The sequence below is a fragment of the Methanobacterium sp. BAmetb5 genome (assembly GCF_003491305.1).
GTDB lineage: Archaea > Methanobacteriota > Methanobacteria > Methanobacteriales > Methanobacteriaceae > Methanobacterium.
Map to the genome: position 1 here is coordinate 2,122,501 of NZ_CP022706.1, position 22,555 is coordinate 2,145,055.

General features: G+C 41.2%; 24 protein-coding genes and 1 tRNA gene (1 of these 25 cut by a window edge). 11 read left to right on the forward strand and 14 right to left on the reverse strand.

The window, feature by feature from the left end:
- Positions 1 to 929, reverse strand: the 5' end (the start) of a protein-coding gene (locus tag CIT02_RS10565; protein ID WP_292612296.1) for a helix-hairpin-helix domain-containing protein. The gene continues 967 nt to the left of window position 1, outside the view; the window shows 929 of its 1,896 coding nt (coding positions 1-929); it begins with the start codon at positions 927 to 929; the stop codon falls past the left edge of the window.
- Between the two features lie 280 nt (positions 930 to 1,209).
- Here CIT02_RS10565 and CIT02_RS10570 point away from each other — a divergent pair, with 280 nt between their 5' ends.
- Positions 1,210 to 2,037, forward strand: a complete 828-nt coding sequence (locus tag CIT02_RS10570) for a sulfite exporter TauE/SafE family protein (protein WP_292612298.1) — start codon at positions 1,210 to 1,212, stop codon at positions 2,035 to 2,037.
- A 6-nt stretch (positions 2,038 to 2,043) separates the two neighbouring features.
- Here CIT02_RS10570 and CIT02_RS10575 read toward each other — a convergent pair whose 3' ends face one another.
- Entirely contained in the window at positions 2,044 to 4,836 is a 2,793-nt protein-coding gene (locus CIT02_RS10575; protein ID WP_292612300.1) for a U32 family peptidase, read from the reverse strand.
- A gap of 194 nt (positions 4,837 to 5,030) precedes the next feature.
- Here CIT02_RS10575 and CIT02_RS10580 point away from each other — a divergent pair, with 194 nt between their 5' ends.
- Together CIT02_RS10580 and CIT02_RS10585 are read left to right on the forward strand one after the other, a co-directional pair.
- On the forward strand, positions 5,031 to 5,318 hold the full coding sequence (locus tag CIT02_RS10580; RefSeq protein WP_292612302.1) for a hypothetical protein: 288 nt from the start codon (positions 5,031 to 5,033) through the stop codon (positions 5,316 to 5,318).
- Between the two features lie 176 nt (positions 5,319 to 5,494).
- Entirely contained in the window at positions 5,495 to 6,334 is an 840-nt protein-coding gene (locus CIT02_RS10585) for a UbiA family prenyltransferase (protein ID WP_292612304.1), read from the forward strand.
- Positions 6,335 to 6,401: 67 nt separating this feature from the next.
- Here the strand turns inward: CIT02_RS10585 and CIT02_RS10590 are convergent, their stop codons facing one another.
- The gene (locus CIT02_RS10590; protein WP_292612307.1) at positions 6,402 to 6,863 is read right to left on the reverse strand and encodes an SAM-dependent methyltransferase; all 462 of its coding nucleotides are present in this window, start codon (positions 6,861 to 6,863) and stop codon (positions 6,402 to 6,404) included.
- 204 nt (positions 6,864 to 7,067) lie between these two features.
- Here CIT02_RS10590 and CIT02_RS10595 point away from each other — a divergent pair, with 204 nt between their 5' ends.
- Positions 7,068 to 7,793: a CDGSH iron-sulfur domain-containing protein gene (locus tag CIT02_RS10595; protein ID WP_292612309.1), complete on the forward strand. Its 726-nt coding sequence runs from the start codon at positions 7,068 to 7,070 to the stop codon at positions 7,791 to 7,793.
- Positions 7,794 to 7,802: 9 nt separating this feature from the next.
- On the opposite strand, the gene CIT02_RS10600 is transcribed toward CIT02_RS10595, so the two are convergent.
- Positions 7,803 to 8,378: a type 1 glutamine amidotransferase family protein gene (locus CIT02_RS10600; RefSeq protein WP_292612311.1), complete on the reverse strand. Its 576-nt coding sequence runs from the start codon at positions 8,376 to 8,378 to the stop codon at positions 7,803 to 7,805.
- Positions 8,379 to 8,533: 155 nt separating this feature from the next.
- Between CIT02_RS10600 and CIT02_RS10605 the strand changes: the two genes are divergently transcribed.
- The 3 genes from CIT02_RS10605 to CIT02_RS10615 all read left to right on the forward strand — a co-directional run bounded on the left by CIT02_RS10605 (position 8,534) and on the right by CIT02_RS10615 (position 11,090).
- On the forward strand, positions 8,534 to 9,448 hold the full coding sequence (locus CIT02_RS10605) for a DMT family transporter (protein WP_292612313.1): 915 nt from the start codon (positions 8,534 to 8,536) through the stop codon (positions 9,446 to 9,448).
- A gap of 132 nt (positions 9,449 to 9,580) precedes the next feature.
- Positions 9,581 to 10,231, forward strand: coding sequence for a DedA family protein (locus CIT02_RS10610; RefSeq protein WP_292612315.1), 651 nt, complete (start codon positions 9,581 to 9,583; stop codon positions 10,229 to 10,231).
- 460 nt (positions 10,232 to 10,691) lie between these two features.
- Positions 10,692 to 11,090, forward strand: coding sequence for a DUF5518 domain-containing protein (locus CIT02_RS10615; protein ID WP_292612317.1), 399 nt, complete (start codon positions 10,692 to 10,694; stop codon positions 11,088 to 11,090).
- A gap of 45 nt (positions 11,091 to 11,135) precedes the next feature.
- Here CIT02_RS10615 and CIT02_RS10620 read toward each other — a convergent pair whose 3' ends face one another.
- Positions 11,136 to 11,558 carry a hypothetical protein gene (locus CIT02_RS10620; protein WP_292612318.1) on the reverse strand — a complete coding sequence of 141 codons (423 nt, stop codon included), beginning with the start codon at positions 11,556 to 11,558 and terminating at the stop codon, positions 11,136 to 11,138.
- 282 nt (positions 11,559 to 11,840) lie between these two features.
- Here CIT02_RS10620 and CIT02_RS10625 point away from each other — a divergent pair, with 282 nt between their 5' ends.
- Together CIT02_RS10625 and CIT02_RS10630 are read left to right on the forward strand one after the other, a co-directional pair.
- The gene (locus CIT02_RS10625) at positions 11,841 to 12,347 is read left to right on the forward strand and encodes a PRC-barrel domain-containing protein (protein ID WP_292612319.1); all 507 of its coding nucleotides are present in this window, start codon (positions 11,841 to 11,843) and stop codon (positions 12,345 to 12,347) included.
- Positions 12,348 to 12,545: 198 nt separating this feature from the next.
- A tRNA-Ala gene (locus tag CIT02_RS10630) sits at positions 12,546 to 12,618 on the forward strand.
- A 36-nt stretch (positions 12,619 to 12,654) separates the two neighbouring features.
- Here the strand turns inward: CIT02_RS10630 and CIT02_RS10635 are convergent.
- Both CIT02_RS10635 and CIT02_RS10640 read right to left on the reverse strand, forming a co-directional pair.
- Positions 12,655 to 13,215, reverse strand: a complete 561-nt coding sequence (locus tag CIT02_RS10635; RefSeq protein WP_292612320.1) for a thymidylate kinase — start codon at positions 13,213 to 13,215, stop codon at positions 12,655 to 12,657.
- Positions 13,216 to 13,239: 24 nt separating this feature from the next.
- Positions 13,240 to 13,890, reverse strand: coding sequence for a diacylglycerol/polyprenol kinase family protein (locus CIT02_RS10640; protein ID WP_292612321.1), 651 nt, complete (start codon positions 13,888 to 13,890; stop codon positions 13,240 to 13,242).
- A 250-nt stretch (positions 13,891 to 14,140) separates the two neighbouring features.
- Between CIT02_RS10640 and tmk the strand changes: the two genes are divergently transcribed.
- A complete protein-coding gene (gene tmk, locus CIT02_RS10645; RefSeq protein ID WP_292612322.1) occupies positions 14,141 to 14,716 on the forward strand; it encodes a dTMP kinase in 576 nt (191 codons plus the stop codon).
- Between the two features lie 229 nt (positions 14,717 to 14,945).
- Here the strand turns inward: tmk and CIT02_RS10650 are convergent, their stop codons facing one another.
- The 5 genes from CIT02_RS10650 to mcm form a co-directional block, all read right to left on the reverse strand.
- A complete protein-coding gene (locus CIT02_RS10650) occupies positions 14,946 to 15,191 on the reverse strand; it encodes a hypothetical protein (RefSeq protein ID WP_363123774.1) in 246 nt (81 codons plus the stop codon).
- 122 nt (positions 15,192 to 15,313) lie between these two features.
- Complete coding sequence (locus tag CIT02_RS10655) at positions 15,314 to 16,270, reverse strand: tyrosine--tRNA ligase (protein ID WP_292612324.1); 957 nt, start codon at positions 16,268 to 16,270, stop codon at positions 15,314 to 15,316.
- A 145-nt stretch (positions 16,271 to 16,415) separates the two neighbouring features.
- Positions 16,416 to 17,495 carry a 60S ribosomal export protein NMD3 gene (locus CIT02_RS10660; RefSeq protein WP_292612326.1) on the reverse strand — a complete coding sequence of 360 codons (1,080 nt, stop codon included), beginning with the start codon at positions 17,493 to 17,495 and terminating at the stop codon, positions 16,416 to 16,418.
- 66 nt (positions 17,496 to 17,561) lie between these two features.
- A complete protein-coding gene (locus CIT02_RS10665) occupies positions 17,562 to 17,969 on the reverse strand; it encodes a translation initiation factor IF-2 subunit beta (RefSeq protein ID WP_048072302.1) in 408 nt (135 codons plus the stop codon).
- Positions 17,970 to 18,059: 90 nt separating this feature from the next.
- Positions 18,060 to 20,072 carry a minichromosome maintenance protein MCM gene (gene mcm / locus CIT02_RS10670; RefSeq protein ID WP_292612331.1) on the reverse strand — a complete coding sequence of 671 codons (2,013 nt, stop codon included), beginning with the start codon at positions 20,070 to 20,072 and terminating at the stop codon, positions 18,060 to 18,062.
- 428 nt (positions 20,073 to 20,500) lie between these two features.
- Between mcm and CIT02_RS10675 the strand changes: the two genes are divergently transcribed.
- Positions 20,501 to 20,938 carry a hypothetical protein gene (locus CIT02_RS10675; protein ID WP_292612333.1) on the forward strand — a complete coding sequence of 146 codons (438 nt, stop codon included), beginning with the start codon at positions 20,501 to 20,503 and terminating at the stop codon, positions 20,936 to 20,938.
- A gap of 172 nt (positions 20,939 to 21,110) precedes the next feature.
- Here CIT02_RS10675 and CIT02_RS10680 read toward each other — a convergent pair whose 3' ends face one another.
- Positions 21,111 to 21,731: an RlmE family RNA methyltransferase gene (locus tag CIT02_RS10680; protein WP_292612335.1), complete on the reverse strand. Its 621-nt coding sequence runs from the start codon at positions 21,729 to 21,731 to the stop codon at positions 21,111 to 21,113.
- Between the two features lie 25 nt (positions 21,732 to 21,756).
- On the reverse strand, positions 21,757 to 22,284 hold the full coding sequence (locus CIT02_RS10685; protein ID WP_292612337.1) for a YfcE family phosphodiesterase: 528 nt from the start codon (positions 22,282 to 22,284) through the stop codon (positions 21,757 to 21,759).
- Positions 22,285 to 22,555: the final 271 nt, after the last annotated feature.

Consider the following 22,555-nt stretch of genomic DNA (forward strand, 5'->3'; position numbering starts at 1 on the left):
TTGGGGGACATGCCCTTGTTCAGAAGGTCCAGCACCTCTACCCCCGAAAGATCAACCTTCTTAATGGCATCTTCCAGTTCTTTATCTGCCCATTCCTTGGCCTGATTCACCGCAGTGTCAAATGATTTTTCATCAACACCTGATGCCTTAAGAGAATCCAGTATGCTTAAAACATCCCCCAGGACAGAGGGATAACCTAATATTTCCCTAATTTTTAATATGTTCTCCAGGAGAGTCTGATTTTCCTGATAATATGATAGAACTATCTCTGGAACGATCTCCAGGTCTTCAGCATTACAGTTAACCATGGCCAGGTTGGGAGTGTTGTCCAGTTCCAGTGCACCGTCCCGGTAGACGTAGATCACCAGTTCGAATTCATCCAGACTTCCCACTTCCTGAATATGGATGATCTGGGCGTACTGGTTTAGTTCACGATCCATTAAACTGGAGTAGTCCTCCCGGGACTCTACCAGTATGGCCTTGGAAGTGTCGTATCGTGGCCGGGTAGACTGGGAAAAGTTCACATTTTTAAATAAATTTCTAAGTTCATCCCGTGGAAGATGAGCCGCTTTCTCTTTAGCTTCCATAACCATTTCCAAGTTTTTCTGGATCAGCTCCGGGTTTTTGCCCGGACCAAGGAGTAAAACCCGGTTTTTAGCATATTCTGTGTTGGTATAATGTATTATACGTTGAACAATTTCTTCGTATATCTGGACTGCCCTTTCAGTTTTTAAAAACTCCTCTGAAGGATTACCTAAAACTGTGTTTATGATTTCCACCGCTCTGCGCTGGCTGACTCCTTCCATACTTGCCAGACGGTAAACTTCATAGTTACTGGCTGCCTTAAAAAATTCTTCCTGACTACCGAAATGATTGATGATGCGGGAGGCTAACTTATCGCCTATGCCTTTGATATCACGTAAATCCAATATACCACCGTACTTTTTACACTTAATTTAGTAGAACTTTTAATTAACCTGATATTAGTACTTGACTAACTTTTAACTATCCGCACTGATAGATGATGGATTAACCTGCCAATTTCTTTAATTAATAACCAAGTTACCTAAATATAACTTCCACATCAACACGTAATTAATATAACTGTAACTTTTATTAATACTTTGGATAAGATTTAAGAAAACTAAAAAAGATAATAAACACCACGAATTAGCTATGAATGTTTTTAAAGTTGAGGAATGATTTCTAATGGATTTAATAGTATATATATTAATTCTTTTATTAACCGGCACATTCGTGGGATTTGCTTCAGGCTTACTGGGCGTTGGAGGAGGTTTCATCATGGTACCAGTCCAGTTCTTCCTCCTCACAGCATTGGGCATTGACCCCGATACCTCCCTCAGGGTGGCCTTTGCCACCAGTTTAATGGTGATCCTACCTACGGCACTAAGTGGGGCACTGGGGCACTGGCGCCGGGGGGCAGTACTAACTGGTCCGGCTATTATTCTGGGAATAACCGGGATAATGGGTGGTGTTTTAGGGGCCGTAATATCCAGCCAATCCCCGGCTGCACTGTTAAGTTTCATATTCGGGGTACTGGCTTTGGGAAGTGCGCTGTGGATGATTGCATCCCGGTATCCAGAAATAGATAAGGATCCCTCACACCCAAAACAATCCTACCTATTCTGGGGATTTTTAGGAGGGTTTTCCTCCGGATTGTTAGGTATAGGTGGAGGAGTGGTCATGGTGCCCCTTTTAAATATTCTCCTGAAGTTTCCCATACGTAAGGCCATTGGAACCTCCACAGCGTTTATCATATTTGCATCCCTGGGAGGAATAGTAACCTACATGTTCACGGGAATCAATGCCACTGGCTTACCTCCCTACTCTGTAGGGTATGTTAATCTACTACAGTTTGCGGCTTTGGCCGGGACCAGCATCCCTATGGCCAGAGTGGGGGTTAAAGCGGCCCATAACATTCCTGAAAAAAAGTTAAAATACATATTTGCCGCCTTACTGATCTACATTGCCCTGAAAATGATGGGAGTCTTCCAGTGGCTGAATTTACCTCTATAAAATCAATTATTTATTCCCTTCATCCCTAACCTGGAGGAAGTTCCCAGTGGTAATTCCTCCGTTGGATACTTTTTTGGCCTGATTTTTAAGGGAATTTAATCTGGCTCCCAGTTTAGAGGTATTGGCCCGGGTTAAATCCACGGCTTCCTGGTACAAGGATATCATCCGAGTTAGGTAATCAACTGGCTTGCCACGGGCATCAATAACCAGACTATTTACTCCGCTACGGTTAAGAGCAGGGAGGTAATCAATTAGGCACAGCTCCACTGAATTTGCAATATGGGTTCGGCATTCTTCATCAATTTTAAGGGGAAAAATCCGGTTTTTACCATCTTTTATTCCGAACACATTCTGAGAGGAGCCTCTAAATTTTTCCACCATGCTTTTATCCGGAAGTACGCAGGGAAGACAGTCTTCACTTACAAGGGCCTCTAAATTACCCTGAACCAAGAATTCAACTAGTATAGAAGAGTGTTCAATTCGTATTCTGGAAACAACCTGTTTTAACTCCTTCTGGGATAACTCCGGGGATAAAGTGATACTAGTTAAACAGTTTGAACCACCATCCTCACGGATTAGTTCCAAAGCCGCCATATGATTCCAGATATTCAGGGCACGGGAACCATAGCAGTCCCGGGGGGAAGAAATATCCTTCAAAGCCCAGAATGCCCCTAAACTCCCCACCATCACTCCGGAAATGTTCTTTCCAGTGTCATGGTTAAGGATACTAATTGCACCCTCTAAAAATCTTTTACTGGTAATATCTGGCAATTTCCAGATTAAAACAGAATCATATTCCTGGCAACGGAGAGCTGCTTCTTTTAAAGAGGAATCCATCAATTCAAAATAGTCACTGCCCGGTTCTAAACCGATTAAACCATCCGAAATTTTTCGGGCACAGTTGGTATTTATTTGGGGCTGGAAATAGATTCTGCGACATCCGGACTGGAGGGCAGCCTCCACAGAAAGAAGATCGTCAACGTAGACCGCCAGATCTAGTGACGGAATAGTTTTGCCTGGTTGGGAACCATTTCCCTCAACACTTGAACCATTTCCCCTAATATTTGAATCTTTACCCTCACTATTTGAATCAGTTCTCCCACTTTCTTCATCAAATTCCCCGGATCCAGGGTAAGCTTTCAAGGAGGAATTAAAAGACACATTGAGTTGGTTTAAACGGGTTTCCACACTTTGAACTTCTTCCCCCGAGGGTCGATACATTTCCAGAAGTTTATCCTGAATTTTTTCCAGGATCTGTCTCCTTAAATGATTCAAATTACCAAGGGGAGTGAATAAACCTCCCGGATAATCCAGAGATAGATTTTTGACTAGGAAGGGTGTACCACCAGTTTTTTTCAACTGTTTCCCAATTGTCTCAGTTGACAAAGGCCTTTTAATAGCCTTTTCCATGGCAAAATCTGCTTTAAAATCAATTTTAACAGTTTTTCTACCAATAGGGGATGCAACTACCCGGATAACTGGGACCATCTCTTCATCCCAATGAACTTCAATGTCCAGGGGGATTCTGTCCGGTAACTGGGGATCATTAACCATATCCTGGGCGGCATCAACCAGAGACTTTCTACGAGTTAGGAAGACTTTGCTCCCATTTTCTACTTTTTTCCTTAATTTTAGGGATAACCTATCCTTTCCAGCAACTGGAGGATTACTTTCCAGAATAGTTCCCCATAGTTTGTCTACTTTTTGGTACCTTGATTGTTTGAAGAGTAAACCATCACCTTTTATGGGTTTAACCCTACTTTTGAGTCCAATGATGGTTTCACCACTTCTTTTATTAAAATCAATCACCTTTCCCAGGTACAATCCCCGGTTACCCGGATTACTCCTCCCCATCATTGACTCACCGGAGGCATCCATAACCCAACCCTTGGTCAGTCCCCGGTTGAAACACATTTTGAGTTTAGAGATTTCCTTTTCATCTGGTTTCCATTTTCCGGCAGCTATTGAGTCGAGTGCACCACGGTAAACCTTAACCACATTGGCCACATATTCTGGGGGCTTCATACGTCCTTCGATTTTTATGGAATTTACCTGGGCCCTGGCTACCTGGTCCAGATAGGGATAAATGGAAAGATCCCGGGTGGAGAGGAGGTAATGATCTTTCAGGGGAATCTCTTCTCCTTCCTGATATTTCCCATATTTATCTGTCTTGGTCTGGATTAACTGGTATTGTTTACGGCAGGGCTGGGCACACATACCTCGATTACCACTTCTACCTCCAATAAAAGATGAGAGAAGGCACTGACCAGAATAGGAGTAACATATAGCCCCGTGGCCAAATATCTCCAGTTCTATCCTTCCAGACAGTTCCTGGGCTGCCTCTTTAATATCGCTAAGGGACATCTCCCGGGCAAGGATCACCCTTTTAAAACCATTATCTACGGCCCAAATCGCACCCTGGAGATTATTAATGGTCATCTGGGTGGAACAGTGCAGGTCCAGGTCGGGAACAAGTTTCCGGGCCAGTCGGGCCACACCCAGATCCTGGACAATCACCGCATCCACTCCCTGACTGTAGAGCTGGTAAAGATTTTCACTCACCGCAGGGAGTTCGGATTCCTTTATAAGGGTGTTCACTGTAACATAAACCTTCGCGCCACGTATATGGGCATATTCCAGGGCGTATTCCATTTCTTTTACACTGAAATTCTGGGCAAACTGCCGGGCACCGAATCTTCTACCCGAAAGATAAACTGCATCAGCACCAGCATTAACACTGGCTTTCAGGGATTCCATGGATCCGGCAGGGGCTAAAAGTTCCGGTATATTGTTTTTCATACATCCTCGGATAGGGTGATTTAAATAATAAAATGAGTCACATAAGAGATATGCAACGGGTACCATACAACCAGAGTCCCCTTCACCAACGGGAAGCAAAGTTCAAGGATGGTACACATGGTATACTATTTGTATAGGGTAAAATGTATATAAAATTATAATAAAATCCCAATAAAATAATCCCTGGGGAAAATATGGAAACAAAACAGCTTTTAAAAACCTTAAAAATAGTTGTAATCCTGGCACTTATCTTAGGAGTTATAGGTGCAGTGTTTTACCTGATTTACGGGTTTACCCTTCTATGGCAGGCCATGGCAGCTGGTATTGTAACTGGATTTTTACTGATCCTCCTTTTCATATTACTGGGTTTGACCATTTACTTATGGTTAAAGCTGGTGCTGCTGCGACGGGAACTGGAAAAATGCCAGAAAGAATTGAGGATAAGAAACCAGGAAGACTCGGGTCCTGATTATGAAAATTAAAATTCACCATTTATCCGGGTATTTTGTTAAATAAAACTCCTTGCTAAAGAGTTCATTGAAAGTCAGTGATGAACTAGATCAGTGATGACTCATAGTGATGAAATTTTATTATTCTAAAGAAAATAAATCAGTTATACTATCTAAACAATTAATTTAACCATACTTTGTGTGTTATCATGAATCCCTATTTAGAAATATTAAGACCTGGAAATGCAATAATGGCGGTTATTGCCATTTTTTTAATGGCAATCATTAGTGGTAAATTCACCTTAGAAGTATTAATGGCAGCAGTGGTAGTTTTCCTGGTTACCGGGGCAGGGAACAGTATAAATGACTATTTTGACCACAAGATCGATGCCATTAACAAACCACAACGCCCCATTCCTTCCGGGAGAATTTCCCTTAGAGGAGCATTAATATATTCAATTTCCCTATTTGCCGTGGGCATAATCATCGCCTTTGCCATAAACTTGCTTCTGGGAATTATCGCACTTTCCAGTTCCCTGTTAATGATCTACTATGCCCGGGACCTGAAAACAAAGTGTTTAATTGGAAACCTAAGTATTTCATTTTTAACCGGGTTATGTTTTGTTTTTGGAGGCATAGCAGTGGAACAAATAGCAGTTTCAATTTATCTTGGTTTTTATGCCTTTTTAATGACAGTGGCCCGGGAAATCGTCAAGGACATGGAAGACCAGGAGGGTGATAAAGAGGAAGGGGCTACCACTTTGCCCATAGTGTATGGTAACCGGACTTCCTCCCTATTAGCTGCCCTTTTCATGATAATTGCCAGTGTTACCAGTCCAATACTCTATTTTATGGGTGTTTTCAGTGTTTTTTATCTTCCAGTGCTCTTTTTGGCCATTGTAATCTTCCTGTACAGTGCGATGTCCATATTAAAGGACCAGTCCATGGAAAATAGTGGGAAAATATCCAAAAGAATCAAGTTAGGTATGGCCATCACCTTCGTGGCCTTTGCCGTGGGTTCGCCCTTCCTATGGTCTCTCTTATATTAAAATAATAGTTTTTTTTAAATCTAAACTTCTCTAAGTATTAAATAGTCTCTGGAATGTCAGATTTATCTTAATCAACAATGTAAAGGTAGATCCGGTCCTTTCTATCTACTTTAACTGGATCCCATCCTTTGAACTTCCAGACATAAGATACAATCCGGGTTCCGGGTTCAAGCTCCTGCTGGAGTTTCTCCTTCAATTTGTCATTGGTCCGTCCCCACAGGAAAAGAACCACCACCGTAGCCCTACTTATATCCTGGTGGAAAAGGTTACCCCAGATGATCTTCACCTGCTGCTTGAGTCCTAGCCGGGTGATCCTAAACCAGGACCACATCACCCGCAGGGGATCAGCTTCCACCCCCACTCCCAGTGCATGGTATCTCTGGGCGGCTTCAATTACTATCCGACCATCCCCGGAGCCCAAATCATAGACCAAGTCGTTGTCACCCACTTGGGCCATGTCCAACATCTTGCGAACCACCCTCATGGAGGAAGGGGAGTAGGCTGCACCAATGGCCAGTGGCCAGAGCATGGAAACGGAAACTACAATTACTAAAATTAATATTATAGGAATCAGGATATTAACCAGGTCAAAACCCCCAAAATGTCAATAAATGGGTTAACTATCTATTTTTAAAGATTAATCTATCTTCTTTTAAATTTTAAAGAGGCACATATAATTAATTAGTTATACAGTAAGATTAATAAAGATATAGAATATCCGAGGAGGGTTTTGATGGATAAGGATAAAAAAGAAATGAAGATCAAAATCGTTAAAAACGGACCTTATATTGTCTCTGGTGGTGTGCCCCTTTACCAGCAGGTAATAGTCACGGATGATGCCGGCCACACCAAAGATCTGCTGGATGAAAAACAGTATCCGGTTAAAGAAACTTACACCCTGTGTCGATGTGGAGAATCCAAGGACAAACCATACTGTGATGGCACACACGTTGGCACGGGTTTCGATGGAACTGAAACTGCCAGCAGAAAACCCTACCTGGAGAAGGCGGAAATATTTGAAGGGCCCGAACTGAAATTAACCGATGCCCATGAATTCTGTGACCACTCCCGTTTTTGCCTCAGATCAGGAGGTATACGAAATTTAATTGAAAAATCCAGTGACCCGGAGGCAAAACAGACCGCCATTGAAGAAGCCATGATATGCCCCTCAGGGAGACTGGTTTTATGGGATAAAAAAACAGGCGAACCTTTTGAAAAGGAATTTGAACCCTCAATTGTCTTAGTCCACGATGAACAGAAGAAATGCCAGGGTCCAATATGGGTGAGAGGGAAAATACCCATAGAATCAGCTGATGGGACACTCTACGAAGCTCGTAACAGGGTTACTCTCTGTCGTTGTGGGAAATCAGAAAATAAACCCTACTGTGACGGTAGCCACTGGATGACTGCCCAGCAGAAATTAAAATTCAGGAAAAAATGGGGTTTGGATGAGGAATAAAAAAAGTACTCAATCCTCCAGCCAGGGATTCTTGAAAAAGTCGTACCAGTTTTTCAGGGTCTCCTGGTCGTAAATATCCAGTTCACCGAGTATATCCCTGGCAAATTCCACGGAAGCTATGCCGTTTGCGGTGATCACCCCTTTATCAGAAACAGATGGCTGGTTAAGGTATAAATCACTGCCGGGATAATCTCCTATTAAATCCTGAAGGTACTCTTTTCCATTACTGGTATGTTGTGCAGTTTCCAAAAAACCATGGCGGGCTAGAAAAACGGTAGGTCCACATATAGCGGCCACTGGTATTTCCAGTTCCCGGAACCTTCTAACCACCGGCACCAATGGGGTTAATGGACTTTTTTCCAGTAACTCCCCACCGGGTAATAGGAAAAGGGCAGCATCACCATAATTTATCTCATCAATGGTGTAGTCCGGTACTATGGAAACTCCTCCCACCGTAGTTACCGTATTCTGGTTAAGACCGATAGTTTTAACCTGATATTTTTTTGATTTATTTATTTCAGCAATTGCCAGGCCCGGTTCCCAGTCAGACAAACCATCAAACACCAGTAAATAAGCAGTTTTCATATTTTTCTCCCTTGCAGTTTACTAAGTTTTGTACACAAGTATATAAACCTATGAAAGTTTCTATTAATCAAGATATCAATGTAGATGCCTTTCATTAAATGGATCTGTAGGCAATCCTAAGATAAGTGTAAATTAAGTTCCAAGCAGGGTGTAATATGAGTCGTTTCTGGGGATATTTAAGTGCCATAATAGTGGCAATGCTATTTGGGGTTTGGTATTCCCTGGATAAAATATTACTGGGTTACCTGCATCCCCTGGTGCTGGCGGCAATGGTTTACACCCTGGCCAGTATGTTCCTGTTATTAATAAGAATTTCACCCCTAAATTCCTCCTTACTGGAGGTTATACACCGCCAAAGCAAGGTGGAAACTCATATCACCGGGAAAAACTATGTAACCCTCTTTTTGACCGCCATTTGTGGTGCAGTCATGGCCCCGGCCCTGTACTTAAGTGGTCTGGATCAGATTACCGCAGTGAATGCCGCCCTCTTATGCAATGTAGAAATACTGTTCATTATCATTCTGGGTGTACTCTTTTTAAAAGAGACAGTTAAAGCTAAAGACATACTTGGTTTTGTGTTTCTCTTATTAGGGGCTATATTTTTGAGCACCAATAATTTGCAGGGCATATCTTTCCAGCAGAACTTAGGGGGAAGCATCCTGGTTATTTTAGCCTGTTTCTTTTGGAGTATGGACACCACCCTAACCAAATTTCTGAGTAATAAAAGGGACCTGTTCTTACTCACGGGAATCAAATGTGGAATAGGGGGGCTGATTTTAGTGTTAATAAGTCTGTTTATGGGTTTGAGCTTCAACCTTCCTTTAAATGCAGTACCCCTACTTTTGTTTGTTAGTTTAGGGTGTATGAGTGTTTCCATGCTTTTAATCTATATCGCCATCCGTGAGATCGGATCCACCCGGACTGGTTCCATATTTTCCACCAGTTCATTATTCGGTGCAATTGTTGCCTTTTTAATCCTGGAAGAACCTTTAGGAATTTTCCAGTTATTCTTTGGCCTGTTGATGTTTGCCGGTATACTCATTTTGTATAAGGAGGTAAACAAAGATTAATCACCAAAAAGAATTCAAGGTAGAAAATCAAATTATTCCGGTGGTTATAATTAGACCATTCCCTGTGATTGAAATTCCTAAAATCTGAAACTTTCTATTTAGACGATTTTATTAAAAAAATTAGAGGTTGTTATGTTCTCTGAAATAATTAACATCACCGAATCCTTCATTGTGGCCAATGTATCCTGGGCAGTTTTCATAGGTTGCATATTGGAACAGATAATTGTGCCAATTCCTGCCAGCTTAATAGTTTTAAGCTCCACTTTCCTCCTGCTGAAGGGAACCAGTTTTTCACTGGCAGCGGTGGGAACTTTGCTGGTGAAGGTGGTCCTACCTGCTTCCCTGGGAATCACAGTGGGATCCTTTGTGTACTACACCCTGGCCTATAAACTGGGGGAACCCTTCATAAAACGGACCAGTAAGTACCTGGGAGTTTCAGTTGAAGATGTGAAAGAAGTGGAAATAAAATTCAAAAAGAGCCGTTATGATGATATTTTCATGTTCCTGGCTCGTTGTTTCCCGGTTATTCCCAGCATAGCCATCAACCTCTTCTGTGGTGTGATCAAGTATGACCTGAAAAAATACATCATCACCACCTTTCTGGGGTCAGCAGTGCAGATATTTGGTTGGGGAATGCTGGCCTGGTTCTCTGGAAATATCTACCTGGCCTTGGAGGATCAGGTATCATTTATAGGTAACTTAGTAACGGGAATTATAATGGTGGTGGTTATAGGTTTCATAGTACTTAAAAGACGAGAAAAAAAATTAAAAATGGAAGAATAAACAGTTAGGGGTTGATCACTGCAAGAACCCTTTACCAATATCCCCTAATGAAATAAATTGTTAACTCCCTAAGGGTGATTTGGGTGAAATTGGTATAAAATTTGGAATATTTATTTAAACCATACTTGTAAAAACAATTGCTATGGAACTGGTTTAACTGATAATTTAGGTAAGTTTCCAGTGGAGAATATGGCCCCTTGCAAAAAGGTATTCGGTGGTGACCTCCCATTATCATTACCAGGGGAATTTATGCCCAATTTATACATAAATTCGCCGAAAGTTACAGTCTACACCTCCATGTATTCCCCGGTAATGAAGGATCCGTATGTTAAACTCTAAACAGGATAATTTCAGATACCACCTCAAAAATAGGTTAGTTGGGGAATAATAGCAATATTCTAACTTAATCTATTTTTTTGAGGCCATATAAATATGTAAAACAATTTAAGGAGTGGATAATGTGATTAAAGAGATTATAAAATGGAGAACAGTGATAATTGGAGCAGTAATAATCTTAACATCCTACATAATTTCCGACATTATTTCCGGGGTAAGTTTAATATTACCGTCATTTTTACTGGTAGGGCTGGTAGTTGGTTTTATCATAAATGAAACTGAGAAGAATGGAGCCCTTAATGGGGTTGTTTTAGGGGTAATTGGTGGAATCATCACCAACGTCATCTTAATAGTGATGATGTACCTGCAGGGTTACGGTGACTTTATAGTCAGTATAATCAGCACCGCCCTGATCTACTTAGTACTGGAAATAGTGGTGGCCACTGTGGGAGGAGTGTTTGGTTCATTACTCCGGATTGAATTTGATAAAAGTGAAATGGAATACGAAGAAGTGGAAGAATAGATTTTTTTTAATTCTTCCCCTATTTTTACCTTTTTTAGTTTTTACCTATTTTTCAAGGCTTTTTAACCAGTCAATTGCCTCCTCGGCTATATCTTCTGAAATATCTTCGATCCAGTCCTGTTCACTCCAGGTGCACACATCTTCCTCTTCAATATCCCCCACCAGATCTTCCACCCGGTCCTGATCCGTGTACCCACCCACGTTTGATTCACAAAAACTGAACTCCTTATCATGATTATCGAATAAAACATTCCAATTTCCAGAATCTCTGAGTTCCCAGTACCAGTAATAATTTTTAATTACCTCTTCCCCGGGATTTGGTTTGTTATATGCCTCTTCTTTTTCATAGCCAACAATGAGAACTTTATCTCCCATGTAGATATGTTTCTCCCACAGATCATTACCGGCATGTGCTTTTTCCAGTTCTGTTTCTTCTATTCTCTCTACGAGTTTCTCTTTCCCAATCATTTCCATAACCCCTAAGAGACTCCTATTTGGCAAACATGAAGATTTCCTAATGATAATTTATGGTGTAAATTACACTTATCTTTTATGTGTCATCATGAAGGGGAGAAGGTTAATAAAGTATACGGTTTTTAAAGCTTTAAAAATTGGAAATTCTCGGGTAATGGTTAGAAAACAACATACGGCGACTGTAATGGGAAATAAATATATATTAAAAACTTCATAACTACTATAAATCTACTTTACAATAAAAGATATCTGATTCAGTGGGCAGGTGATGAGAAAATGAAAGTCAGTGAATTTATTGGAATGAAAGTTATAGATATAGAAGCCAGAGACGTGGGAAAGGTAGAAGATCTGGGGGTTACTATAAAAGAGTCTTTAGTTGAACAGATTTTTATATCCATTGGTTCTACTTTTGGAAAAAAATATTTTGCAGTTAGAACGGATGATATAGCTGCAATAGGGGACTATGTTCAGGTTAAATTTGACGGTGAAACCCTGAAAAATATGGTTAAAACTGATAAACTGGATGATCTTGCACCCAAAGAACAGAGATTTAAAAGCCTGGAAGGAAAAGTAGTCCTTACCCGGGAGGGTGTAGAAGTCGGCAAGATTCAGGACCTGGTAATTGACCCCGAGGGGAGTATTATCCACAACGTGGTCATCACCATGGGAGGAACCTTAAACCGGAAGCATTTCCACGTATCCAACAATGATATCTCCGAAATTGGGGATTACATGATTTTGAAGCTTTCCAAAGAACAGATCGAGGAAGTGGCCATAAGTTAAGTCTTCCCCTAACAAAAATCTACAGAGTTCAGGGGATGGATCTCGAAAATCTTTTTTTTAGTAATTACTTATTTTTTTGTAATTATTTTTATCAATTAAGTAAGGGAATAAAAACTTTGTATTATATAAGTAATGGAATCAAATTGTAGTAATTAAAATAAGAGAATTTAACTCATATTCAACTAAAATACTTAATTAGGGCTGGTAGCTCAGATGGGAGAGCGTTGCCTTCGCAAGGCAGAGGCCGCGGGTTCAAATCCCGCCCAGTCCATCTTGCACGAATTCTTTTCTCGGGATAAACTAACAATTAACCCAATTCATCTAAAATGGCCTCGATATCCTTTTTAACACTGTCAACACTTCCTGCGGTGTTAATTATGTTCCAATCTTTAGCCAATTGCAGGGCCTTCTTTCTAACCTTGATCAGGTCTTCCCTATTTTCAAACATTTCCTCTTCGTCCCGTTTTGACATTCGCCCCAGGGACTCTTCCGGTTCCAGATCCAGGAAGAACATGTACTCTGAGGTGGGTAAAAACAGGGTGAACAGATGATAGAGGAGTTTGGCTAGAGGGTAGGGTAGGTAAGCCACTCCCATGAGGTAGCGGACCATGATAATGTTATCAGATTTACCCTGGTACTTGCGGACAGAGCGGATAACATCCAGAGCATAATATAGGGAGGCTTTGATTTTATTAACCTTCCCCCTACCTAAAAGTGCATCTTTTGCCTTTTTACCGTAAGGATTATCAGTAGAGGGATGTTCCCGCAGTATAACACTTTCCCCCATGGACAAGTATTTTTTTTGCACTAGTTTGGCCTGGGTACTTTTCCCAGATCCGTCTAAGCCGTCAATGATAATAAAACGCATGTAATCATCCTGTTATCCCTGTTTTTAGATGGTTAGTATTAGATAGGTTATAACCGCAGAAAAACATGCGGTGATGTTATCCAGGCCTTTGGGTGTTATTCCTTCCAGTATGGTGGCAACCAGGGCCACACTCACAATTACCATGGGCTGGACCGGCACGGCATAGTACATTAAAACCACCCACAACATACATATAAGGACAATAAACATGGTCAAGGAACCTTCTAAGCTTTTATTGTCTCCGGTTAGGTTATATTTTATTTTACCATACTTCATACCAATCAATGAGGCCATTCCATCCCCGTAAGACATGGCAGCTATACCCACGGCTATGATCCAGGGTTGATCAAAGAACAGAAGTGCCAGAACAGTCCAGGAGATGGCGTAATAAACCAGACCCAGACCATGCCCCGAACCCGATATCCGGTCTTTTATTTTCAGGGGAGAATTGGGGCTGATTAAAAAAGTTAAAAGAATAAAAGGTGCAGCCGCTAATAAAGCCATAACCCACCGGGATTGGAAGAAGGGTAATATAAATAAAACGTTTCCTACCATGATATGCAGGAACTTTCTACTGAAATTGGGATATTTCTTGAGCACTTTCTCGGAAATTACCAATAAAAGTATCACATATGCATAAACCAGTATTAAACCAATGATGTCGCCACTATCCATAAACCTTAGTACTTTCTCCCTATATAAGAGAATTTGGGTTTGTATTTTGGGATCATCCAAATGTAGATTATTAATGATGTCTAAGTGACCAACTGCCATGTTCTGCTAAAGAGAAGATTACCCCGGATATGTGGTGCAGGGGAATAGAAACGAAGGTTTTTGAAGGGGAAGATTGGTGAAAATTAGTGATAGGGGGAATCTTTCCAAGTGGTCCAAAGTTTTATTAATTATCTGGGGGATAGGAAGAGCTATGTACATCTGTTTGGAAGGAATTGATGGTGCTGGAAAATCCACGCAAATGGAGAGACTGGCCCAGTGGATTGAAAACTGTGGATTAACTGTAACTCGCATTAGAGAACCCACAGATTCACCAGTGGGTCTACTTATCCGGGAAATGCTTCAAAGCCCCCAGGCACAGGATGAAGGATTTCAAAGGACATTAGCACTACTATTTGCCGCGGACCGGACTCTTCTCATGGATACCATCAGCAAGGAGAAGGAAACTGGACGTATTGTTCTCAGTGACCGTTCATTCTACTCCAGTCTGGCCTACCAGAATGGGGAAGAATGGATAGCCCAGATAAATCAGTATGCCCTGGAACCAGACCTGGTCATACTCCTGGATCTGGAAACAGAAAAAGCCATTGCCCGCTGTGAGGGTACGGATAAATTTGAGGAGGCAAGTTTCCTGGAAACTGTTCGCCAGAGATATCTTAAACTGGCTCAAGAGCATGGTTTCATGGTAGTCAATGCCAATAACGGTGTAAATAAGGTACATGAAGATATAAAACGAATAGTAGCTCCTAAATTGGGAATGTGTATCTGATTATTTCTCCTATGATTCCGTAAATGTTCTACGTAAATGGTTATGGTTCTACATTGGGATGTGGGGTTCTAAAAAAGATTAGGTTATCCTGGTTGGATAAAAAAGTAGGTAGAAGTCGGGACAGATTAAATTTTAATGCCCAAGAAAGGGTAATTTATAAAAAAAGAACAATTTACAAAAGGGAAAGCATGCAATTAAAAGGGAATATATTGAAGATTTTAAAAAGAATCTAACTCTTATTTTCAAGTTCCCTTATACGTTCATTAAGGGCCTTTACAATGTGGTCCTGGGCATTTTCAAGGTTTTCTTTTGTTCCATACAGTACTGGGCCGTCATCTGTGTTTTTTAATTCCAGACTGAATTTAGTTATAATATTGGCCACTATACTTTGGGTAATTCCGGCGGGAATTCTCATTTCATACAGCATTGTATCTTCAGCAGGCAGGTCATCTTCCATACGTCTATCTTTTTCCATAGGTATCACCTAAAACTTCATTTCTTGGTTAAATTCTGTATTAACCTTAGGCTCTGGTTAATTCTGTATTAACCTTTACCCATGGTTAAATTTATTATTACCCTTATTCTGAATTCCTCTAACTATTGGAGATAATTCCGCACTGGTTCTAAAACTTGGATCAAACACTCCGCAACTCCATTTTTAAGGTCAAGGGGGTGTAGATCTCCGGCCCCGTACATTTTTAATAATTCTTCCTGACTTAATTCTAAATTTCCCCCAAATTTCTCCGGTCTTTCAATAAGAAGGGTGTCCATTTCACTGAATATGAAGTGATGGGCAATTTCCAAAACAGGATTTCCCTCTACTTCCCCGGCAGGACAGTAACTCTTCTTGATCTTTTCCCGGATCACTGCGGGTTCATCATCGATGGCAATGAAGTTCTCTTTACTGGAGGACATCTTGTCCGAGCCATCGGTACCGTGGAGCAGGGGGGTGTGAATACATACCGGGGAATGGAACCCTAACTTGGGTAGATTATCCCGGGCCAGCATATGGATTTTCCTCTGTTCCATACCGCCCACAGCCAGGTCCACCTCTAAAAACAGCATATCCACCACTTGCATTAAGGGGTAAATAACCTCGGCCACCTGATGATCCTCAGCACTCCGGGTTATCTGGGCCATACTTCTCCTGGCCCGGGTTAAAGTGGTGGAGAGGGCTAACTGGTAAACATTCATGGTGTAATCTTCCCTGGTCTGAAAACTACTACCTAAAATGAATTCAGTATCTTCTGAAAGCCCTAAAGCTCTAAAACAACGCTTATTATATTCAGCAATTTCTTCAATCTCTTCTAAACTCCCTTTACCATTGAGATAGGCGTGAAGGTCTGCCAGAAGAATTTTTATCCTGAAACCTGCCTTCTGCAAGTCTATCATCTTTTTAACAGTGATGGCATGTCCCAAATGCACTTTTCCCGATGGTTCATATCCAATGTAGGCGGTTTTTTCGTCTTTTTCCAGTTTAGCCTCGAGTTCTTCTGGAGTTATCACTTCCAGGGTTCCTTGTTCTATAGTACTTAGCACTGAATTCTTATTCATTGTATTTCACCATCATGGATTGATTATTGAGAATTTAGTTGGTTTGATTATTTTTAAAACCAGTTTTTAATTCCATTGATTTATCTAATCAATTAATCTAATGATCTTGGAATTATTAAATCATTGGGGGTAAGCAAGCATTTATCTATTTTTTCTCAGGGTCAAATTTTTTAGGGGATTTTGGGGGGATGATGTAGAGCTTTCCCTTAATTTCAATCACTTCCACGGAATCTCCAATGTTTAAACTGGCCAGCTCGGGTAAAATATCCAGATCCACTGGTTGGTAAGTTTCGGGGTGGAGTACCTGTATTTGGGTAGGGGATTTGGAGGTAACGGTGGTGGTTTTAACATTTTCTTTCTGGGCCACCACATCCAGGTGGGAGTATTCCCTCCAGGATAGGGAGATTTTTCCCAGGGTCTTCAAATCCAGAACCATTATTTTTCTACCATTTAAATCAGTTACCTGACCCAGGTTATCAGCGTAGGCCAGGAAATCTCCCTCCTGAAAGGAAGGAAGTCGTAGGGATATCCATATCCGGTAAAGATCCTTACCTGCAGATTTATCCCGACCCATGAGTCGGGGTGATTCTCCCAGTGTTCCTCCCATCTCTTCTTTAAGTGCGTGGGAGATCTTACGGGAGGCCTTGTAGGATCCAAAGTAGTAGTCAACTCCCTCTTTGAGTTCTGCTCTCTGGGAAATGTAGGCCATGCGGTTAGTGCGAAACAGCTTTTCAAGGAGTTTTGCAATGATCCTGTCTGCTATCTTTATTTCTTCATCTGTCAAGACTCGTTTATCAGCCCTTAACTGCAAAACTGATTCGTAGTACCCGGAAGCATATTTACTGCACTCCGGACAGTCATTACGGTTGATTTTGACTCTCACCGGGAATTCCCTTTCTACTGGTATCCCTAAAATCTTGCCCCGGGCATTGATCAGTATTTCCAGTACAGAACCCTTCTGATTAAGCAAGTCTATTTTTAAAATAACATCTTCCGCTTCTTTATCGGGGATAGACTCTTTAGCTATGGTTTCTGCTATAAATTCCTCTTCTGAAAGTTCATTTTTCATCCATTTATCGCCTACATGTACCGATGAACAGTGGGCACAAATTTCCACGGTTAATTCCGGAGGGATAGTGATCAACTTATTTCCCGCAATGAAACAGGAACTGCAGAGACCTTCAAATAGTTCTTCGTCTTCTTTACCGCATTTAATACAGAACATAGTATCTAATCTTTGTTTATTAAATGAAAAGTATAATAAGAAAAGTAATTGAATAAAAAAAGGGAATTAAAGGGATTTTAAAGGTGCTTTAGCTCCGCATGCCTCACACTTAAGGAGGAAAATACGGTCTTCCCTTATTATTCTGGTGTCGGGCCGGTTGCACTCGTGGCACATAATGTATCGTTGCACGTAATCATCCATTCGCTCGTTAATCAAGTAATGGGTGAATTTTCCCTGCATTATTGCCCGGTTTCCTTCCAGGTTTCCGGCAGTACCCAGTTCCCTTAACAGGAATTTGAGTATGTGCTGGGGGTCCCGGTTCATGGCATCGGCTATTTCCCCAAAGTTCTGAATAATAGTTCTGTTTCCCTGTATAATGGAGTAAGCCTTGGGGACGGAGAACCTTTTGGTTTCCAGTGCCTGTGGTGGTAATTGCTCAATGGCTCGGTCCAGTAATTCGTTATAATCACTCATGTTTAATACCTCCTGCAAACTAAAAATCCGCATAAAATTGATTTAGGTTATATTCAACTTAAATAAAGAAAAATTTAAGATAATTCCAGCTTAGGCAACCCTTAGGTAACCCTGCTGGGGTTCGTAAATGATTCCTTTTCGTTTCAACTGGCGAATAAGGTCTTCAACCTTTTCCTCGCTCATATTATATCTATCTCGCATTTCAGTTATAAGTATGTTGGTAGGGGCCCGTCCTCCGTACTCTTCTTCCAGTTCTTTGATAATTTCCTGCACTACCCTGATTTTATCCCGGTCAGATTTAGGTGTACGTCCCTCTACTTTGTCAATGTCAACTTTACCAGTTTCTGGATCGTATCCCACTTGTTTTAGACAGTTTTCCTGTAGGGTGACTGCTCGTTTAGCATCCTTGGCCGTAACTTCATGCCCTAACCTGATTTTGGTACTGGCCTCGGCCAGACGAACCAGTGCTTCCAGCTGTCTTGCAGTTATAGGCACTGGCGAATCTTCATCTGCTGCTCCTCCACGCATACCCACGTAGAACTCTCGTAGGACATCCATGGCTTCGTTGGTCAGGTGTGGCTTAACTTCTCGGCGAGCATAGGCAATGTACTTCCTGAGAAGTTCCGGATCTATTTCGTAGGGCACTGCTGTGTCCCGGTGGGTGTTAAGTATGTGGCTGGCCAGTGCGCTGTCTTTTTCCACATCTGGTTTGTCTTCCACCACAAATATAAGATCAAAACGGGATAAAATTGTTGAAGGAAGGTTAATTTGTTCTGCTATGGATTTATAACGGTCAAAACGTCCAAATTTAGGGTTGGCTGCGGCCAGAACAGAACAACGTGAGTTTAGGGTGGCCATGATCCCGGCCTTGGCTATACTGATGGTCTGCTGTTCCAGGGCTTCGTGGATGGCCGAACGATCTTCCGGTCTCATTTTGTCCAGTTCGTCTACACAAACGTTACCTTTATCCCCCAGTACCAGGGCACCTGCTTCTAAGGACCAACCTCCGAACTCATCTCTCACTGCGGCTGCGGTTAAACCTACTCCACTGGTTCCTTTACCACTGGTGTAGATACCTCGAGGGGCTAGTTTAGAGACGTATTTAAGCATCTGGGATTTACCAATACCTGGGTCCCCTACAATGAGAATGTGAATGTCTCCCCTGATACGGGTTTTATCATCCAGTTCTTTAGCAGATCCACCGAATAATTGCAGGGCAATAGCTTCTTTAACTTCCCTGTAACCTTTAATGGAGGGTGCGGTAGAGTTGATGATTTTATTGTAAACATCTGGATCTTCAGCCAGTTCCTTAATCTTTTCTTCATCTTCAGGGCTGATATCCAGCTCTTCAAACTCCTGCTCCAGGGCACTGATGTAATTACCATAAATGTAGTTATGGAAACGCTTGGTCTTCTCATCCCGGACAGTTTTCATGGTCCCGGTAATTCTCACCACATCTCCCGGGGTTACCGTGTCTACCAGATCATCTTCCAGCACAACGTTGATCTGGCGGGGTTGTTCCCCTCCTGAGAGGTTTTCCAGGGGTTCCTGGACCTTGGTGGTTTGAGTATCCAGAAATTCAGACTCTTCCTGAAGAATACGGAAAGAGCGCCCTCCACATTCCTGACAGAGGGCTGGTTCAGTGATTATATTACTTTTCTGCTGCACTTCGTGGAGTCGCATGCAGCTGCGACATTCAAAAATAGCTTTCCTGATTCTAGGTCGGATTTCGTCGGTTTTACGCACAATCCCATCTACGGCTACAAATTTCCCTATGAATTTACTGCGCAAATAACGTAAAGGGATGTTGTTACGCACATTTTCAAAACGAATATTTAATTCAGCATTTTTCCTGAGGGGGTCAATGTTTTGAACAGCCTTGGAAGCAGCCTTAATTACTTCTTCTGGTTTTTCAATTATAAGGTCTGCTAGGTCCGGGTCGAACATCTCTAGCTCCACGTAATCCACTACCACTGATCTATCCTCGGGATATTTCTCCAGAGATTCATAAACAGTGTCTTTATACTTGGTACTAAAGAATTCCTCGAACTTGGCCACTGGATTTTTAGTTTTATCTGTTGTAGGTTCAGCTGAAGTTTCCATCGTCTAACTATAATATGTCCTATTATAAAAATAATTCTCATGGAAAATAGGATTATTAAAAAACTCCTTAAGGGCTTTAAACATTTTAAAAATTGTTGAAATTAATTTATAACTAATATGAAAACTTTACTACTATTAAATTCTTATTTATGTCCATTATAGAGGTTTGTACCAACCACACTTATTAATATTATTTTACAAATATTTAATAAATAGTAGTGTTTTGGTTAGAATTATAAAGGAGTGGTCTGATAATAAACAACATATAGAACAAAGAATTATTGCTTCTTAAAGATTTGATTCATAATCTAGAAATAGTAAATGAGATGCTATTCCCGAGAGTTACCTTAAGGGCAATAATTTTTTATAATGGACCTACTCTGTAGTATAATCCATTGTAATTAGGTCAGAATCAAAAGGGTGAATGCATGAAAAGATCAAGGTTAAGAATGTTCAAGGCCACTTCCATGACCATTTCCATCATGGGGGTTCTCATGATTGTGGCCACGGTTGCTATACTGGCCTACCTGGGATTTCAATCAATTTCATCTTTGATATCAACGGATGCCAGTTCTAATGATGCTAATGAACAACTAGCAGCGTTACAATCTGAATATTCTAGTTTAAAGGCTCAGTATGATACAGTGAAGGCTAAAGTGCAAAATTCAGGTAACAATCAATTGAAGCAGGATTACAACACTGCAGAACTGGAGTTAATTAAGGCCCAATCAGCCGTTACTGATGTTTCCAGTGCCATTTCCGTAGGTAAACCCTCTGATGAGGTAAATGAACGTATAAAAATTGCTCAGGCCCAAATACAAGTAGCTAAAACTAGTTTATCTGGTATAAAATCAAGGGTAGGTTAAGATATACTTTAAGGGGTTAATACACGAGTTTAATCGGCAACAGATTCCTACTGTGGTGATTAAATTCCTATTTTTCTTATTTTTTCTAATGTTTTGGTTATTAATTGGTTAATTAGCGGTTTTAAATAAATGAAAATAGGAATTCCTTTGAGTATGGTTAATCTTTACCACTCTAGTTCTGCTTCCCTGCTCTCTGGAATCCTCGGGCCACCACGTACATTTCACCACTTTTTTTCCGTGAGGACGGAGGTTTGGTGGTCCGGACAGTTTGGAATTTTCTTTTAACTTCCTTCAGGAGTTCGGGGTATCCTTCCCCCTGAAAAACCTTCATAACCATGTTACCCTTATATTTCAGGACATCATCACATATCTGGAGTGCAGTCTGGGCCAGATCTATCGATCGCAGTTGATCCAGGTCCTTGATTCCGGATAGTTTAGGTGCGGCATCGGATATTACCACCTGTGCCTTGCCCTGCACGGTGCGCCTGATTTCCTCCAGAGTCTCTTCCGCGGTGAAATCTCCCTTAATACTCCAGAAATTTTCTTCAGGGAATGGTTTTATCCAGTTAAGGTCCACAGCTACTACTAAGCCATCTTCACCCACCAGTTCCAGGGCTACCTGGGACCACCCTCCCGGGGCAGCACCTAAATCAACCACGGAATCTCCATTTTTAATTATTTTATATTTACGATTCAACTGCAGCAGTTTAAATGAGGCTCGGGATCGATAATCCTGTTTTTTGGCTTTTTTATAGTACTCTTCTTTTTTGTGTTCCTGATTCCATTGATTCATTTATCCTTTTTCTCCTTAAAACTTTTTATTCAACTTTACCCTTAAAATTAAGTGCTTTACAGGGGGAAGCTCCGATTTTAACAATCTCAGCATCTAATTTGCCCTCCTGCAATTCTATGATCATTACTGACGGGTCTGATAATCGTGGTACAGTAGGACTTCCCGGATTAAGCAACAGCATATCAGGCAGTTCTTTGATAAAGGACCAGTGGGTGTGTCCAGTGATGAGAACTTCCACTCCCATTTCCAAACCAGTGTACCTCAACTGTTGTGTGTCTCCGCGGGGATAAACTTCTCCATGTGCCAGACCAATTTTAACACCCTCCAGATCTAAAGTTTTCCTCCGGGGAAGATCCAATCCACCATAACGATCCATATTACCCTGAACACAGATGGTGGGGGCTACCTCTTCCAGATGGTCTTTTACCTCCAATGAAACCAGATCTCCAGCATGTAATATGAGATCGACATCTTTAAAGATTTCAAATATTATGTCGGGAATAGCTCTGGCTCTTTCAGGAATATGGGTGTCTGATATTACTCCGATTAACATTCACATCTTTCCTCAAACTAATTAAGATCCAGTATCCAAGTCAGGGTTACGTTCTAAGCTTATTTATGCCTTAAAAATTGAGTGTCTCTGATATCCAGGGGAATATACCTGTTATTGGTTTATGATCCAATTGAGATATATATTGCAGTGGTCACTTAAGTTATGTGTAAAATCAGTTACAGTTTTATAATATATTATCTACCATAATGAATCATAAATCATAGTAGTCTGTCTTACAGATTGTTGGATTTAAACCAATATAACTATTACA